A 17,346-nucleotide genomic window follows, 5' to 3' on the forward strand; every position below is an offset into this window, starting at 1 on the left:
GGCCCCGGCCGACTACGCTGATCGAACGTGTCCGAAGCCGATGTCGAGCTGCTTGCCGCCGCCGCGGTCGCCCTGAACCAACACGCGCCCATGCTGCGCGAGCTGGGCTCGGCATTCGAGGCCGCGGGCCACGAGTTGTACCTCGTCGGCGGCTCGGTGCGAGATGCCGTGCTGGGCAGGCTCAGTCCCGACCTGGACTTCACCACCAACGCCCGCCCCGAGCAGATTCAGCAGATCCTGCGGCGCTGGGCCGACAACTTGTGGGACACCGGCATCGACTTCGGCACCGTCGGTGTGGGCAAGGGCGACCACCGCCTGGAAATCACCACATTCCGCGCCGACGCCTACGACCAGGTCTCGCGCAAACCCGCGGTGCAGTACGGCGAACGCCTTGAAGACGATTTGGTGCGCCGCGATTTCACGGCCAACGCGATGGCCGTGCGCATCACGCCCGACGGGCCGGGTGAATTCCTCGATCCCCTCGGCGGTTTGGCGGCGCTGCGCGACCGGGTGCTCGACACCCCGGCGGCGCCGTCGGTGTCCTTCGGCGATGACCCGCTGCGGATGCTGCGCGCGGCGCGGTTCGTCTCGCAGCTCGGCTTCGCCGTCGCCCCGCGGGTGCACGACGCGATCGAGGAGATGGCCCCCGAGCTGGCCCGGATCAGCGCCGAGCGGGTGGCCGCCGAGTTGGACAAGCTGCTTCTCGGCGACGACCCGGTGTCCGGCATCGACCTGCTGGTGCAGACCGGCATGGGCGACGTGGTGTTGCCCGAGGTCGGTGGCATGCAGATGGCCATCGACGAACACCACCAGCACAAGGACGTCTACCAGCATTCGCTGACCGTGCTGCGGCAGGCGATCGCCCTGGAGGATGACGGCCCGGATCTGGTGCTGCGCTGGGCCGCGCTGCTCCACGACATCGGCAAGCCGGCCACTAGGCGGCACGAAGCCAACGGCGGCGTGAGTTTCCACCACCACGAAGTGGTCGGCGCCAAGATGGCCCGAAAGCGGTTGCGGGCGTTGAAGTATTCCAAGCAGATGGTCGACGACGTCTCCCAGTTGGTGTATCTGCACCTGCGGTTCCACGGGTACGGCGAGGGGAAGTGGACCGATTCCGCGGTGCGCCGCTACGTCACCGATGCCGGGCCGCTGCTGCCGCGGCTGCACAAGCTGGTGCGCGCCGACTGCACGACCCGCAACAAGCGCCGGGCCGCACGGCTGCAGGCCAGCTATGACCGGCTGGAGGCGCGGATCGTCGAGCTGGCGGCCCAAGAAGATCTGGCCCGCGTGCGTCCCGACCTCGACGGCAACCAGATCATGAAGCTGCTCGACATCCCGGCCGGCCCGCAGGTCGGCGAGGCGTGGCGCTTTCTCAAAGAGCTGCGCCTGGAGCGCGGGCCGTTGAGTGCCGACGAGGCGACCGCGGAACTGCTGAGCTGGTGGCAATCACGGGGGAACCCGTAGCGGCGGTCTCGCGTCCCATCTTTCGTGGACTACTGCATGAGTGGCGACGACGGCACGGCGGACATGTGGCACCGCGACCTCGACCTTGACCTGGACGGCGACGGCCGGCTGGATGCCTTCGGGCTGGACCTCGACGGCGATGGATTGCACGACGACGCGCTCGCGGATCTCGATGGCGACGGCATCGCCGATCACGCGGTGCTCGACCTCGACAACGACGGCACGCCCGAGGCGTACTTCACCGATGACGGGTCTGGGACCTGGGGGATACCCACGGACCAGGGACGGCAGCTTAGGTGGTTCGGCCTCGATGGCGTCGAGCACACCGGCGGACCATTGGTCGATTTCGACGGCCAGGGCCGGGCCGACGACCAGCTCTTCGACATCGACGGCGACGGACTCGCCGACCGGGTGTTGTGCGCCGACGAAGGCGGCGTCACCGGATACGTCGACACGGACGGCGACGGCAAATGGAATGTACGGCTGAGTGATAGCGATGGGGACGGCTTGGCCGACGGTGCTAGCGCGCTTTAAGGGCGACCGGGCCAGCGGTGAATTGACCAGTTCCGCTGGGCTATTTAGCCTGGTCAATAGCGGCGTGACATGCGATTGCGTGTCGCCGAATCGGATTCGAGAGGGGTGGCAATGTTCGTCGACACAGCGCTATTGCACTCCGGAGGCAACGATTCGCATCGTGCGGGCGGACACGCGCAAGAGGGAGCCGACCAGCTCGCGCGGGGACCGCTGGGGGCGGGGATGTTCGGCGACTTCGCCGCGGCCGATTCGTTCCATTCGGCGGTCAGCGCCGCGCACACGCAGCACGTGCAGACCCTGCAGGGGCACAAGCAGACGCTGACCGATGTCGGCGCGAAGGCCCATCACGCGGCCAAGGGGTTCACGAGCATGGACGAGCAGAATGCCGACGAAATGCAGGCGGTGCGCCCGGGGGCCGGTACTTCAGCACCGCGCATTTGATTGCTTCAGCCTCGTCGCTCCGGTTGCGGGGAGCACTGTTATCGCAAGGGGATCGTATTGATGCGGTCTCTTTTGGTGTTGGTCTGCAGTGCACGTGGATAATTCAACGGAACGGCTCGTATGGGCTGAGGCAATGTGGGGAGGGTTGCATGGGGGATCTGCCTCCAAACTTCGCTGGGGAACCACCAATTGCCCCGCCGCATGCCCAGTGGCAGCCGCCCTATCCGCCTCAACCTTCGAAGCGTCGACGGATATGGCCGGCGATTGCACTGGCATCCATCGCCGTCCTATTGGGCGCTGTCGCGCTAGTTGTGGCGGCGACACGGTCTACGAATGACTCCGCGCCGGGCTCACCGACCACGTCAGCGGCACCGACGCACACTGCGGCGGAGTCGGCTGCCGCGCACAAGAAGCTCTGCGACGTCTACAACCAGGCCGCGCGTGCCGTCCAGATAGAAACGAACGGCGACAACCCAGCCTTATCCGGCATTGCGGTTGTCAATGGAGCAGCAATGCTTGAACACGCGGTGATTACAAATCCGGCACTGCCGTCTGGCGACAAAGACGCCGCGCTTGCGCTGGCTGAGGCGTATAGCAATTCTCAGGCGACCGCCGCCACAGTGCAGCAACGTGATGATCCCTTATGGCAGTCAACGATTAGAGACGTCAACAACAAAGACACCGCGATGAAGAGGGTCTGCAGTGGGAGTTGACCCGTCGAAGGGTGAGTGGACCTGGCGTGATCCGATCGATCGCAAGTGAAGATGGGCGATATCGACGCCGAGGACAGGCAACGAGGAACTAGGCAATCGCGGGTATGCACCTTGGTCACGAGAAACGTTAGCAACGGTGGCCGCTAAGACTGGGGTCTCGCCCCTGTCTGGGTCGGGAGGCGTTGACCTAGCCGTGTTTACCGAAGTCGTGTCTAGGGCATTGCGAATGTGATCGAACGAGACGAACACGGTGATGCGCATTAGGGCGGGGGTGCACGCCTACGGTGATTTGTCCCCGTCTCCGTTGCCTGTTCCACTATTGAGAAAACTGAGGGCCAACCGGGAGCGTTGAGGAAGCACCCGGAGGAACTGTGAGGAGGCGCATGGTGGAACACCCCACGCCTAATTTCCATGGTGGACAGGTCGGGGGTCCACCCGCGGGTCCATGGAGACCGAGTTATCCGACACCACTCGCGCGCCGCCCAAGCTATTGGTTGCCCACCGCTCTCGCAGGGTTTGCCGGATTGGTGGCGTTAGCGGCATTGATAGTCGCGTTCATGCGACCGACAGTGTCAGCCCCTGCAAACCCACCGCCGACCTACACTCCAGACCACATCTCCGCAGCCCAGCGACAATTGTGCGCTACATACGACTTGGCGGCGCGTTCCGTTCGGGTGGAAACAAATGGCACTGACAAAGCGCTAGCTCGAATCGCGTTGGCCAACGCCGCAGGCATGCTCGACGACGCTGCTTCAGATCCGTCTCTCGACGCCAACCATCGCGACCCCGCCCGGGCACTTGCGACGGCATACCGCACTGCGAATGCACTTGGGAGTGTCGCCACCGACGAAGAATATCGTGTCGCCGTCGATGACATAAATAGCAAAGACGCTGCGCTGAAAAAGGTATGCGGTGGCGGCGGCTGATCTGCCGCCCGGCAAGTGGACCATTCCGCTGATCGGCCCGTGGTGGGCGGGCCCACCGGTGGCTTTGCGAGTTGCTGCGCAGTACTGGAGTCAGGCGTGCCTGCAGCAGGAGCAGTATTCACAAGATCTGCGTAACCAGCGCGCCGCGCTCTTGGCGCATAACCAGGGCCGCACCGCCGACGACCTGAGCGCCCGCTTTTTCCAGGGTGAACAGTTGCACCTAGATCTGGCTGAAAAGTATCAAGCAAAAGCGGCGGGGCTAAATTCCTGCGCCAATGAAATTGACGCCCTGCGTACCCGCCTCAGTGTCATCGCTAGCGAGGGAAACGACGAAATTGACAGGATAATCGCATCCAAAAGACCCGAATTGGAAAAACTAGCTGAGATCCAGGCAGTACAGGTTAAGTGCAACGCTCAGGCAGAACTCGCATCTGACAATGCGGTTACCAACATGACGGCCGCAACGCAGAAGATCCTTGCAAAGGAAGGTATTGCTAGCGATGCCAGGACGTGGGGGCGGGAGCAGGGATTCGATGCTGGCCGTGTTCCGCGGCCCCGCCCGATCGGACAGGAAGATCTCAACCCGGCAGCGGGAGCCACCGGCGGCCCCGGTGGGCCTCATGGTGGCGTGGAGGGACCACCGGGTGGTGGCGTGCAGGGGCCTTACCCAGCGCTAACCGGAACCGCTGGCGGCCCTGGCGGTGGCGGCAGTGGCGGCGGTGCCCTAGGCACCAATCCGCATGCCGCCCCGCCGACAACGACTGGATTTGCCGGCGGTCCTATCAAGGCAGGGACCTTGCCGGCCGGACCACCAGGCGCAGCGCCACACGGTGTACAAGTGGCAAATGCAGGCGTACCACTAGCGCCGGGGACATCCGCGATGCCTGGTGCACCAGTGTCGACCACGGGGGGGTTGGGTCAAGGCGTCTCACCCGGATTAGGCCAATCGTTCGCGAGCGGAATGGCGACGGGGCAATCGGCAGGCGCGGGTCCGCAAGCGCTCTCGACAAACGCGATTAATGCGATGGAGGGTGGATCACCCCCGACTAACGAAACGGGTGCTCCGGCTCCTCCGCCGGTAGCGCCCAGTGTCCCAGCTGGCGGAGCATTCATTGCGGCGAACGCTCCGGTTGATACACCACCGGCCGCGCCGGATGCGCCGGCTCCGGTCGGTGGCGGGGCGACCGCGGTAGCGCCTGCCGTGGTGACTGGCGGCTCGTGGTCAGCGACGGCACCGCCCGTCACCGGCGGTCCTGCTGGTCCGTTGCCCGCATACGGTTCTGACCTGCGTCCACCGATGGCTACACCCTCGACCATGCCTGCGACTCCCGCGGGACCGGTATCCGGCGCACCGGTCGCGCCTTCACCAGGTTCATCCCCATCGGCCGGCGGACCACTAGTTTCCCCAGTTGAGCGGGCGGCGCAAGGTGCCGCCGCTGGGCAGGCCGGAGCTAGCTCATCAACATTGACCGGCGCAACGGCGGCGTCCGCCACGGCTGGCGCTACCGCCGGTGTCGCGTCGAACAGGGCGGTCGAACAGCAACGGCTGCAACGGATTGTCGACGCGGTAGCCCGCCAGGAGCCGCGGCTGTCCTGGGCCGCCGGGCTACGGGACGACGGCACTACCACTCTGCTGGTCACCGACCTCGCCGGCGGATGGATACCACCGCACGTCCGGCTGCCCGCCCACGTCACCCTGCTCGAGCCAGCCTCGCGTCGCCGAGACGCGAGCGTAGTGGACTTGCTGGGCGCCATAGTGGTCGCGGCCGCCCACCATGCCAACACTTATGTGGGCGAGCCTGGCGCTGAGGAGTCGCCCCTGACGGGAGATCGCCTAGCCCGCGCCACCGCGCCCCACGTCGATGAACTCGGGCCGACCCTCGTAGAGGCCGTTCGACGTCGCGACGGCCTGCCGCGGATCGCTCAGGCCATCGCGACGCCCGCTGTGCGGAAAACCGGCGTCCTCGAAAACGAGGCCCAACTATTGCATGAATGCATCGCAGACGTTCAGCACGAGGTTCTCATCGCGTACCCCCACCATGACCAGGCCGCAGTTGGCGACTGGATGCTTCTGGCGGCGATCGAAGCGCTAATCGACGACCACGAGTACCTGGCGAATTACCACCTAGCTTGGTTTGCGGCGATCTCCAGGCATGGCGGCTCTTAAAAAGCCCGGATTGATACTGGTCATTGGTGGTTTTGTCGACCATTGAGCGTCAAGGTGACTACCGCCCAGGGCGTGTTATGGAAAAATCAACTTCGGCGAGCAATGCCGGTGTCGTGAGAAGGAAAGCGGGGTGGAACTGTGACAATCCAATCGAATCCGTTGGTCTACGGAATCCTGGCGAATGCACCGGCCGATCTGCCGCCGGTGACGCCGCCTCAAGGCGCTCCGCCAGACACCTCGCCCGCAGGGGGCCCGGCTACTCAAGCAGCAATCGCCGCCGCGAACGCCGGTGTTCCGAAAGACGCGGCAGACGCCGCGGCCGCGGACGCTGATCGCCGCGCCCACGCCGCCGATGCGGCCGCGAAATTCCCTGCGAACGAAGCTGAATCACAGCAGCAGATGCAGAACATCGGTCAGCAAGCCCCGCAGATGATGCAGCAGATGCTGCAGAGCATCACGGGTGCCCTCGGCGGCGCGGTCGGTGGCATCATGCAGCCGCTGACCCAGCTGCCCCAGCAGGCGATGCAGGCCGGCCAGAGCGCCATCCAGCCGCTAATGAGCGCCGTGCAGGGCGGCGCTCACGGAGCCGGGCTCGCGAGCGACGCGCATCTCGTCGACAGCGTCGGCCCGGGCTCCGGGGCCGGCGGCGGCGCAGGCCTGGGCGGTGGTGGCGGAGGCCTCGGCGGTGGTGGCACCACCCCCGCCAGCTCTCTGGGTCCGCCACCCGTACCGACGTCGTCCCCGCCGACGACCCCCGCAGGGGCGGCCAAGCCGGTCATGACCCCGCCGGTCAGCGGCGCCCCGACCGCTGGGGGCCCGACCGGCATGGGCGGCATGGGAATGATGCCGCCCGGCGCGATGGGTGCCCACGGCGAAGGCAGCAAAGAGAAGCCGCCGGAGAAGCGGATCTCCGCGCCGGGCGTGCCCAACGGCCAGCCCGTCAAGGGTCGCCTGACGATGCCGCCGACCCCGCCCGGGCCCAAACCCGGTGAGGACAAACCCACCGTCGTCACCAACCGGCCGAATCGCCGAATCGTGATCATGCCAAGCGAGGACGAGGCAAAGGAATAGGCGGCACCACAAGCCATTCCCACTCGGGCGAAAGGTGAGTGGTCGGCCTACGCGCCCGGCAGTAGGGTCGCTACGTAATCGCTCGTTATTGACAGCGCGACTGCCTATTCGTGCATGCTATTGAGTACGGATTTCGCCGGGCAGAGGGTGTGGGAAAAAGGGGACCAGGGTGGGGCAGTCGTCGACTGATCCGCTGACGATGCACGCGGTGGCGGTCTTGGCCCGTGGCCATGGCCTGTTCGCCGGTGACACCATCGCCGCTCCGGTCCACCCCCCGCGGGAGCACGCCCGGGTCAGAACCGAGGGCCTCCCGAGACCTGCGGCGACGAGGTCGGCGAACACCCTGGACGAAGCCCGCCGCTCCGGCGACACCGACCGGGAGCTGGCACAGATCCTGGCGACCGCGCGGGCCGACCACGCGCAGGCAAGCACGGCGACCCGCGCGGTCTTGGAAGACGCGAAGGCCGACGCCACGCCCGCCGATACCCCGATGGCCCGCCGCGAGGCGATGGCGCGGATGGCCGCGAGGTTGCGGACCCAGCACCGGCACATCGCCGGCTCGCGCCGGCGGGCACGACTCCTGGCGCTGCGGCTAAGGCGGCTGCGCTACCGACAAAGGCGGGCGGCGATGCGAGGGGACCAGGGCAGCGGGCGGGCGGCGGTCCTGGCGGCGATCCGCAAAGCCTTGGATATCAAGGGTATTCACGACCCGGCGGCACGTGCCCGGTGGGAACGCGGCATGGATCTGGTGGCGCGCCGCGAGTCTAACTACAACGCCGACGCTGTCAACGACTGGGACTCCAACGCGGCGCGCGGGACGCCGAGCAAGGGCGCCTGGCAGTTCATCGGCCCCACCTTCGCGGCGTATCACCAGCCGGGAACGTCCCGCGACATCCACAATCTGGTGGCGCAGGCGTGCGCGTTCATCAACTATGCGATGGGCCGCTATCACGTCGCCGCGGACGCGTCGAACTTGGCCGATCGGATTCAGCAGGCCGATCCACGCCGATCACCTAAGGGGTATTGAGCATGCCGCTGAGTTTGTCGAACCGCGACCAGAACTCCGGTCACCTGTTCTACAACCGACGGCTGCGCGCGGCGACCACCCGGTTCTCGGTGCGGATGAAACATGACGACCGCAAGCAGACCGCCGCGCTGGTGTTGTCGATCTTGTTGGTGGCGATCGGCGCCGGTTGGATGATGCTGCTGAACGTGCTCAAACCGACTGGCGCAGTGGGTGAATCGGCGATCATCGGGGACCGCGATTCCGGCGCGATCTACGCCCGCATCGACGGCCGGCTCTATCCCGCCCTGAACCTGACGTCGGCCCGGCTGGCCACTGGAACGGCGAACCCGCCGACGTGGGTCAAGCGCAGCGAGATCGCCAAGTATCCGACCGGCCCGCTGATCGGCATCCCGGGTGCGCCGGCGGCGATGCCGGTGAATCGCGGCGGGATTTCGGCGTGGGCCGTCTGCGATACGGCGGGGCGCCCGCGCAGCGGTGACAAGCCGGTCGTCACGTCAATCGCGGGCACACTCGACGGCGGCGGCCGCGCGGCCCCGCTGGCCGACGATGCCGGCGTGCTCGTGACGTTCGAGGGCAACACGTATGTGATCTGGGGCGGCAAACGCTCGCAGGTCGATCCGGCCAGCCGGGCGATCACCCTCAGCCTGGGCCTGGACCCCGGAGTGACGTCGCCAGTGGAGATTTCGCGCGCGCTCTACGACGGACTCCCCGCGACCGAGCCGCTGCGTGTCCCGGATGTGCCGCAGGCGGGCGCACCGTCGACGTGGGTCTCGGGGTCGCAGGTGGGCGCGGTGTTGCAGGCTCAGACCGCCGGCGGCGGCAAGCAGTTCTACGTACTCCTGCCCGACGGGGTGCAGAAGATCACGAGCTTTGTCGCCGATCTGCTTCGCAGCGCGAACTCCTACGGGTCGACGGCGCCCCGCGTGGTAACCCCCGACGTCTTGGTCAACATCCCCCAGGTCAATTCGCTGGCCGTGGACTACTACCCAACAAAGCGGCTGAATTTCGTTGACACGGCGGCGAATCCGACCACCTGCGTCGGGTGGGAGAAGGGCTCCACGGATCCACAGGCCCGCGTCGTGATCTATAACGGGCGGGGTCTTCCGGTGTACTCGTATCTGGATGACCGGATCGTGCACCTGGTGCGCGACGACCGCGACCCGGCATCGGTGGTCGCCAACCAGGTGCTGGTGCTGCCGGGGGCGGCCAACTTCGTCACCTCGACCAGCGGGGTCGTCACGTCCGATTCCCGCGAATCGTTGTTCTGGGTCTCCGATAACGGCGTGCGGTTCGGCATCGCCGCCAACGACGACACGATGCGGGCGCTCGGGCTCGATCCGGCTTCCGCGGTGCAGGCGCCGTGGCCATTGCTGCGGACTTTCGCTGCGGGCCCGGCCTTGTCGCGCGAAGCGGCGCTCGTGGCGCGTGACACGGTGCCGGCGCTGGGCAAGGCGGCCGTGGTGACGACATCGAAGGCGGGAGGCTAGGGGATGTCCAAGAAAGCGTTTCCCATCAACCGGGTCAAGCTCGAGCCGCCGAAACCCGTTCGGGTAGCACCGAATGCGCCGATCGCTCTGCCCGAGCGCGAGCCCCGCAACATCTGGGTGATGATCGGGGTGCCGGCGCTCATCGTGGCACTCATCGGCACCATCGTCATGCTCTACGTGTCAGGCGTCCGCAGCCTTTCCACGGGGTTCTTTCCCTTGATGGGTATCGGCGCGTTCAGCATGCTGGCGTTCTCCGGCCGCTTCGGACGCGCGCGCAAGATCACTTGGGGCGAAATGGAAAAGGGCCGCCGCCGCTACTTGCGCGACCTCGACACGAACCGCGACGAGATCCAGACCGCGGTGTGCGCGCAGCGGGAATGGCAGAACGCGCTGCACTCCGATCCGCGCGGGCTCGGGGCCATCATCGGTGGGCCGCGGATGTGGGAGCGCGGCCGCGGTGACGTGGATTTCTTGGAGGTGCGGCTGGGCACCGGGGTGCAGCACGCGCCGGACTCGGTGTTGTCGGTGACGTGGCCCGACATCGCCTCCGACGAAGAGCTCGAACCCGTCACCGGACAGGCCCTGCGCGATTTCATCTTGGAGCAGCGCAAGATTCGCGACATCGCCAAGGTAGTCAACCTGCGCTCGGCGCCGGGTTTCAGCTTTGTCGGCGACGACCTGGACCGGCTGCGGTCGCTGATGCGTTCGGTGTTGTGCTCCCTGGCGGTGTTCCACAACCCGCGCGACCTCAAATTGATGGTGGTCACCCGCAATCCCGAGGTGTGGTCGTGGATGGTGTGGCTCCCGCACAATCTGCACGACGAGCTGTTCGACGCGTGCGGCTGGCGGCGCCTGGTGTTCACCACACCTGAGGAGCTGGAGGAGACCCTGGGGGCCGAGCTGCACATGAAGGGAAAGCGGGGCGCGTGGACGCCCCCGGCGCCGGCGAGCCCGACCGCGATGGGATCGGCGCTCGAAACGGGCGTCGACACGGTGGATCTGGGACCGCACCTGGTGATCGTCGACGACAACACCGGCAGCCCCGACGCGTGGGAGAGCGTGGTCGGCCAGGTAGGCAAGGCCGGAATCACATTGCTACGCATCGCATCCCGAGTCGGCACCGGCGTGGGTTTCGCGCAGGATCAGGTGTTCGAGATGGGCGAGCGGCACAGTGCGCCCGTCAACGGCGAAGTCAAACTCGGCCGCAACGGCTTCGACGCGGACGGTGAGGACGGCCGCCCGGCGCCCCTGCTGCGGGTGCGCGACAAGTTCTTCGCCCACGCCGACCAGCTGTCGATCCACCGGGCCTACCGGTATGCGCGCGCGATGGCGCGGTGGTCGCCGACCACGCGTAGCGAGATCGCCGATTCGACCGGCGGCGCCACCGAGCTCCTGCGGGCGCTGGGCATCGTCGATCCCCGCCAATTGGACGTCGACCGGTTGTGGGCCGAGCGGCGTGGCCGCGGTGACGAGAGATGGTGTGAGATCCCCGTCGGTGCGAAACCCACCGGCGAGCTGCAGAACATCATCATCCGCGCGAAAGACTTCGGCGGCTTCGGATTTCACTCCGTGGTCATCGGCACCAGCGGCTCGGGAAAGTCGGAGTTCTTCCTGTCGCTGGTCTACGGCATCGCGCTGACACACTCGCCGGAGACGTTCAACGTGATCTTCGTCGACATGAAGTTCGAATCGGCGGCCCAGGACATCCTGGGCCTCCCGCATGTGGTGGCCGCCCTGTCGAACCTCGGCAAGGACGAGCGGCATCTGGCCGAGCGGATGCGCCGGGTCATCGACGGCGAGATCAAACAACGCTACGAACTGTTCACCTCGGTGGGCGCGCGCGACGCCAACGACTACGAAGAGATCCGGCTGGCAGGACGGGACCTGCCGCCGGTGCCGGTCCTGCTCGTCATCGTCGACGAGTATCTGGAACTCTTTGCCAATCACGAGAAGTGGATCAACCTGATCATCCACATCGGTCAGGAAGGCCGTGGCGCCAACGTCTTCTTCATGCTGGGCGGGCAGCGGCTGGATCTGTCCTCGCTGCAGAAGGTGAAGTCGAACATCGCATTCCGGATCGCCCTGCGCGCGGAGTCCGGTGACGACAGCCGCGAGGTGATCGGATCGGACGCCGCCTACCACTTGCCGTCGAAGGAGAACGGCTTCGCCCTGCTGAAGGTGGGGCCGCGCGATCTCGAACCGTTCCGCTGCTTCTATCTCTCGGCTCCCTTCGTGGTGCCGAAAGGCAAGGAGGTAGCGACGACCGTAGACATGACCCTGACCAAGCCGCGGCTGTACAACTGGCAGTTCCAACCGCTGGAGGAATCCGACGCCGCGGCCCTGGAAGCGGCTGCCGCCGCGGACACCGAGCCTGACGAATTCCTCTACCACGATGACGGTTTCAAGCGGAAGAAAATCGTCGACGTCCTGCGCGAGTCGTTGCACGACGTTCCACACCGGTCGCCGCGCCGGCCATGGCTGGAGCCGCTGGAGGACCCCGAGCCCGTCGACGTTCTGGTGTCGGCCTACCGCGGCAAGCCTTGGCATGTCGACTACGGCCAGAACGCGGGCCTGATGTTCCCGGTGGGCGTCATGGACATCCCCGAGGAGTCCAAGCAGATCGTGCACGCCGTCGATGCGCTGCGGAGCAACGTCATCGTGGTGGGTGCCAAGCAACGCGGCAAGACGACCACCCTAATGACGCTGATGTGTTCGGCCGCAACGATGTACAGCCCGGCACGCGTGACGTTCTTCTGCATCGGCGGCGCGACCCTGGCGCAGGTGGCGTCACTGCCGCACGTCACCGACATCGTGTCGCCGAAGGACGCGGAGGGCATCGAGCGGATCTTGAGCAGCATGGACGCGCTGATCGACGCGCGTGAGGACTCGTTCCGGCGGCTGAAGATCGACCTCGACGGCTTCCGCGAGCGCCGGTTCGCGCCGGGCAGCGACGGGCTGGGCGGGACTGATCCCAACGATCCCTTCGGCGATGTGTTCGTGGTGGTGGACGACTACGACGACGTGTACTCGAAAGACACCGTCTTGGGCGACCGCATCATCTCGTTGAGCAGCCGCGGTCCCGAGTACGGGGTCCACGTGATGTGCAGCGCCGGCGGCTGGATCCACGGGCAGCGGCAGAGCCTGCTGCAAAACGCCACGGCGCGAATCCAATTGCGCCTGGCCGACCCGAGCGAAAGCCAGATGGGGCATTCGTCGCTCGAGTCGCGCGACGCGGCCCGGCGGACGCTGAACCGTCCGGGCTTCGGTCTGACCGACAGCCTGCACGAGCTGCGGGTTGGGGTCCCGGCGCTCGCCGATCCGGCCACCGGCGCGCTGGTGAGCATCGTCGATGTCGGCGCGCGGATCGCCGACGTCGCGGGCGTGACCAAACATGCCACCTTGCAACGGCTTCCGCAGCGGGTCGAGTTGCGGGCGATTCTGGAGTACGACGCCGCGCATCGCAGCGCTGACGACCTGTCGATCGCATTCGCGATCGGTGAGCGCCACGAACTGGGCCCGGTCCCGCTCAAGCTGCAGGAAAGCCCGGGCTTGATGATTCTGGGCCGCCAGGGCTGTGGGAAGACGCTGTCGCTCGTGTCCATCGGTGAGGCGATCATGAGCAGGTTCGGCCCCGAGGAAGCCCAGCTGACGCTCATCGACCCGAAGACGGCCCCGCACGGTCTGCGTGATCTCAGCGGACCTGGCTATGTGCGCGCGTACGCCTATGACCAAGACGAGATCGACGAGGTGATCACCCAACTCGCACAACAGATCCTGCTGCCCCGGCTGCCACCCAAGGGTTTGAGCCAGGAGGAGCTGCGCGCGCTCAAGCCGTGGGAAGGTCCGCGGCATTTCGTGCTCATCGACGATGTCCAGGACCTGCGCCCGGATCAGAGCTACCCGCCCAAACCTCCGGTGGGGGCGGCGTTGTGGAAGCTGATGGAACGGGCGCGGCAGATCGGCCTGCACGTGTTCACCACCCGCAACAGTGCGAACTGGGCGACGCTGCAGATGGATCCGTGGATGCGGTTCCAGAACTCGGCGAAGGTGGCGCAGCTCTACATGGACAACGACCCGCAAAACCGGATCAACCGGATGGTCCGCGCCCAGGCGCTCCCACCGGGACGGGGCCTGATGGTGGGCGCCGATGGCGACGTCGAAGGCGTGCTGGTCGGGCTTCCATCTACGGTGATCCAACAGCAGTAGCCAGCGGAACCGGCTGGCGTTCAACCACTTCCGCGTCGGAGTCGGCACGAGGACGGGGCGAACGCGGCCACCAGAACCAGCGGCCCAGCAGCGCCACGATGGACGGCACGATGAACGCCCGCACGACCAGGGTGTCCAGCAACAGCCCCACGGCAATAGTCGTGCCGATCTGGGCGATGCTGAGCACGCTGCTGCTGAGCAACGCCAGCATGGTGAGGCCGAAGACGATGCCGGCAACGGTGACCACACCGCCGGTGCCGCCGAAGGCGCGAATGATGCCGGTCTTCAAGCCCGCTGCCGCTTCCTGTTTGATGCGCAAAGCCAGCAGCAGGTTGTAGTCGGCGCCGACCGCGATCAGGGCGATGAACGCGATCGGGGCGACGGCCCAGTGCAGATCCTGATGCAGCAGGTGCTGCCAAATCAGCACGCTGGCACCGATAGCCGAAGCGAACGAGGTGACGACGGTCCCCACGACAACCAGGCCCGCGACCGGGCTGCGCAGCATCGCCGTGACGATCACAAAGATGAGCACCAACGCGGCGCCCACGAGCAACTTGGTGTCACCGGCGACGAAGCGCTGCAGGTCAGCCGTCACGGGGCCGACGCCGGCAAGGTCGACCTCCACCGGCGTGAGGGTGCCTTCCTTGGTGGCCTCCTTGATGGCGGTGCGTACCTGGTCCGCCCGCTTGGCTCCGTCGCCGCCCCACTCCGACCCGTCTCCGTAGACCAGCAGGTAAGCGGCGCGGCCGTTCTCGGAGATCAGGTGACCCAACGCGGCGGTGTATCGCGGATCGGTCAACGCGCGCTGCGGCATGTAGAAATCCGCCGCCGCACTGCCCTGAAATTGCGTCGCTATCTCGTTCAGGTAGTCGGTCAGCTGACGCATCTGCGGTCCGAGAGTGTCGGTCAGGCCCAAAAGGTCGTGTGTCGCCGAACGGGCTTGGCCCAGCGCGTCTTTCATCGAGCTCACGCTCCGCGGCAGGCCGGCCATCGCGGCGGCGGCCGTGCTGGAGCCGCTGGTCAGTTTCGCGGCGCCGGCATCGAGGCGCGACGACGTCTCGACCAGGCTGTCGACCGGCTCGAGCACGCGGTCCACCGTCGAGCAGATCGGATTGGCGGCGCAGTCGGGCGTCCGTCCGACGAAGTCCCGTAGCGGGTCGAGGTAACCCGACACCGTTGTGACGTTGCGCCGCAGCCCGTCCATGCCGGAACGCATGTCGTCGGCGGCGCCCGACATGTCCGTCAACCCCGCACTGCCACCGCGCAATCCATTCCCGAGGCCGTCGACAGCGAGCTGTGTCTGAGCCAGGGCGGCGTCCAGCTCGGAGACCCGCTTCAGGCGCTGGGTCAGCGAGTCCATGGTGTCGTCGAACTGATGGCCGAGGACACCGGCCTGATAGCTCAACGTCGCCTGTTCGGGGACCTTGCCGTCGGGGCGGCTGGCGGACTGCACCGCACGTACGCCCGGTACGGCCATGATGTGGCGCGTGATTCGTTCGATGGCGATCAGGCCGGCCGGGTTACGCAGGTCGTGGTCGGCCTGGACCGCGACAACGTCGGGCAACAGGGAGTTGGCGGCGAAATGCCGGTCCGCGCTGAGATAGCCGCGGTTGGAGTCGGTGGCGGACGGCGTGGCGGCGGGTTCGTTGAAGCCGACCCGCATGCCGGTCAGCGGTAACGCGATCAGCAGGGTCAACCCGCCGGCGGCGACCAGGATCGGCCCGGGCCAGCGCGCCACCGCCGTCCCCACGCGGCGCCAGCGCCGTGCCGTCTTCGACGGGCGCGGTTCGAGATAGCCCCGGCGGATGGCCAGGCTCATGAGTGCGGGCGTCAAGGTCAGCGCCGCGACCATGGTCGCCAAAATGCCGATAGCACAGGGCAACCCGGCGCTCCGGAACGAGCCCACCTGGGCGAACACCAGACAGGCCAGTGCCACTGACACGGTCAGCGCCGACCCGATCACCACAGGCGCGGTTGACCGGTAAGCCTCGGCTAACGCCCGGGTCGTCGCGACGCCGCGGCGGCGGCTCTCGTGGTAGCGGCCGACCAGGAAGATCGCGTAGTCGGTGCCGGCACCCAGGGTCATGGCGGCCATCAACGCCACCGAAAACAGCGACACCTCAACCACATTGGACTGGCCGAGCGCGGCGACGACGGCGCGGGCCAGCGCCAGGGCGAGCCCGACCGACACCAGGGGAATCGCGGCCGCGATCGGCGACCGGTACACGGCGAGTAGCAAAAGCAGGATGAGACCGATGGTCGCGGCGGTGATGCCGAGCATCTGTCGATCGATCGCGGAGAACTCGTCGACGATCGTGGCGCCGGGCCCGGTGACATGGACTTCGAGGCCGGCCGGGGGTGAGAGCTGGTGGACGGTGGCGCGGACGGCATTCACCGAATCGCGCGCCTGGGCGGTCCCGAGCATTCCGGCCAGCCGCACCATGACGCTGACGGCGCGCCCATCGGAACTCTGCGCGCCGGCGGCGGTGGCGGGCTGCGACCACAGGTCGGTCACCGCGTACACGTGTCGGTGATCGGAGCCAAGCGCCGTCGTCAGCGCGTCATAGAACTGACGGTCGCCGGGTGTCAGCTTCTGATTGCGTTCCAGCACAACATAAACGAAGTTGTTGCTGGGTGTCTGATCGAACAGCTGGGCGGCTCGCGAGGCGGCGACCGCGCTCGGCGCGTCCGTCGGCATGAATGACCTGGCGTGTGAATCGACGACTCGCTCCAGTTGCGGGAACGCCAGGTTGGCGGCCGCGGCCGCCAGGACCCACAGGCCGACGATCAGAACCGCGTAGCGGCCGGTGAGCCGGCTCAGTAATCCCCGTCCGTCATGCAACGGTCTGCCGATCGCCGGTCGGTCCGCCGAAAAGGCCCACGGCGACGTGCTCGCCCCGGGTCAGGGAGCGTACCCGCAGCGACCTGCGGGAGCCGACCCGTAGCAGCGCGTGCAGACCAGGCTCGGCGGCCTCGAGATCGGCCCGCACCTGTTCGGCCGCCAAACCCTCGTGCGCCGCCTGATCGAGCTTGGCCACCAGCATGGTGATCCAGCGCTGTCCCAGCGAAAGGAGCAGCCCCTCCTCGTCACCGAATAGCCGGGCCACCTCGGATGAGTTGGCGACCAACGCAAGTGCCCCCTCGGGGTCGGCCTCCGCGGCCTTGATCACTTCGGCCATGAAGGCCATCCGGTCGTGCAGCAGTGTCCATGTCATGACTGAAACGCTAGGAAAGCGGTCGCCCGCTGCGCGTCGTGCCGAAGTGCAGTCTTCGCCTCCTACCACGGGCGGAGGCGATTGCCGCCCACGGC

At 66.9% G+C, this 17,346-nt stretch carries 11 protein-coding genes; 9 read left to right on the plus strand and 2 right to left on the minus strand.

Translation table 11 applies throughout. The annotated features are described in order from the left end of the window. The first annotated feature begins 27 nt into the window (after window positions 1-27). From A5697_RS05530 to eccCa, 9 genes are all read left to right on the plus strand, one after another. A complete protein-coding gene (locus A5697_RS05530; RefSeq protein WP_068008653.1) occupies window positions 28-1,464 on the plus strand; it encodes a CCA tRNA nucleotidyltransferase in 1,437 nt (478 codons plus the stop codon). A gap of 24 nt (window positions 1,465-1,488) precedes the next feature. Beyond that, window positions 1,489-1,998, plus strand: a complete 510-nt coding sequence (locus A5697_RS05535; RefSeq protein ID WP_068008656.1) for a pullulanase — start codon at window positions 1,489-1,491, stop codon at window positions 1,996-1,998. 111 nt (window positions 1,999-2,109) lie between these two features. Beyond that, complete coding sequence (locus A5697_RS05540) at window positions 2,110-2,439, plus strand: DUF2563 family protein (RefSeq protein WP_068008659.1); 330 nt, start codon at window positions 2,110-2,112, stop codon at window positions 2,437-2,439. Between the two features lie 512 nt (window positions 2,440-2,951). Then, on the plus strand, window positions 2,952-3,152 hold the full coding sequence (locus tag A5697_RS28710; protein WP_369806071.1) for a hypothetical protein: 201 nt from the start codon (window positions 2,952-2,954) through the stop codon (window positions 3,150-3,152). Between the two features lie 2,391 nt (window positions 3,153-5,543). Next, window positions 5,544-6,245, plus strand: coding sequence for a DUF5631 domain-containing protein (locus A5697_RS28715; RefSeq protein WP_068008664.1), 702 nt, complete (start codon window positions 5,544-5,546; stop codon window positions 6,243-6,245). Window positions 6,246-6,383: 138 nt separating this feature from the next. Next, a complete protein-coding gene (locus A5697_RS05555; protein WP_369806072.1) occupies window positions 6,384-7,316 on the plus strand; it encodes a hypothetical protein in 933 nt (310 codons plus the stop codon). A 199-nt stretch (window positions 7,317-7,515) separates the two neighbouring features. Beyond that, a complete protein-coding gene (locus tag A5697_RS05560) occupies window positions 7,516-8,343 on the plus strand; it encodes a transglycosylase (protein WP_068008720.1) in 828 nt (275 codons plus the stop codon). Between the two features lie 2 nt (window positions 8,344-8,345). Continuing rightward, window positions 8,346-9,830, plus strand: a complete 1,485-nt coding sequence (eccB, locus tag A5697_RS05565; protein ID WP_068008666.1) for a type VII secretion protein EccB — start codon at window positions 8,346-8,348, stop codon at window positions 9,828-9,830. Window positions 9,831-9,833: 3 nt separating this feature from the next. Further along, window positions 9,834-14,036, plus strand: coding sequence for a type VII secretion protein EccCa (eccCa, locus tag A5697_RS05570; protein WP_068008669.1), 4,203 nt, complete (start codon window positions 9,834-9,836; stop codon window positions 14,034-14,036). On the opposite strand, the gene A5697_RS05575 is transcribed toward eccCa, so the two are convergent. Continuing rightward, window positions 14,014-16,878, minus strand: coding sequence for an RND family transporter (locus A5697_RS05575; RefSeq protein ID WP_068008672.1), 2,865 nt, complete (start codon window positions 16,876-16,878; stop codon window positions 14,014-14,016). The two genes, eccCa and A5697_RS05575, sit on opposite strands and share 23 nt — an antisense overlap. Further along, the gene (locus A5697_RS05580; RefSeq protein WP_067945052.1) at window positions 16,871-17,251 is read right to left on the minus strand and encodes a hypothetical protein; all 381 of its coding nucleotides are present in this window, start codon (window positions 17,249-17,251) and stop codon (window positions 16,871-16,873) included. The genes A5697_RS05575 and A5697_RS05580 overlap by 8 nt, the downstream gene beginning before the upstream one ends. Window positions 17,252-17,346 lie beyond the last annotated feature (95 nt).

Origin of the sequence: Mycobacterium sp. E3251 (assembly GCF_001666835.1) — a bacterium.
Classification (GTDB): domain Bacteria; phylum Actinomycetota; class Actinomycetes; order Mycobacteriales; family Mycobacteriaceae; genus Mycobacterium.

Coding starts and splice junctions, on each gene's coding strand:
- A5697_RS05580 (WP_067945052.1), bottom strand. CDS start 17,251: ATGACATGGACACTGCTGCACGACCGGATGGCCTTCATGGCCGAAGTG.
- eccCa (WP_068008669.1), top strand. CDS start 9,834: ATGTCCAAGAAAGCGTTTCCCATCAACCGGGTCAAGCTCGAGCCGCCG.
- eccB (WP_068008666.1), top strand. CDS start 8,346: ATGCCGCTGAGTTTGTCGAACCGCGACCAGAACTCCGGTCACCTGTTC.
- A5697_RS05560 (WP_068008720.1), top strand. CDS start 7,516: ATGCACGCGGTGGCGGTCTTGGCCCGTGGCCATGGCCTGTTCGCCGGT.
- A5697_RS28710 (WP_369806071.1), top strand. CDS start 2,952: ATGCTTGAACACGCGGTGATTACAAATCCGGCACTGCCGTCTGGCGAC.
- A5697_RS05540 (WP_068008659.1), top strand. CDS start 2,110: ATGTTCGTCGACACAGCGCTATTGCACTCCGGAGGCAACGATTCGCAT.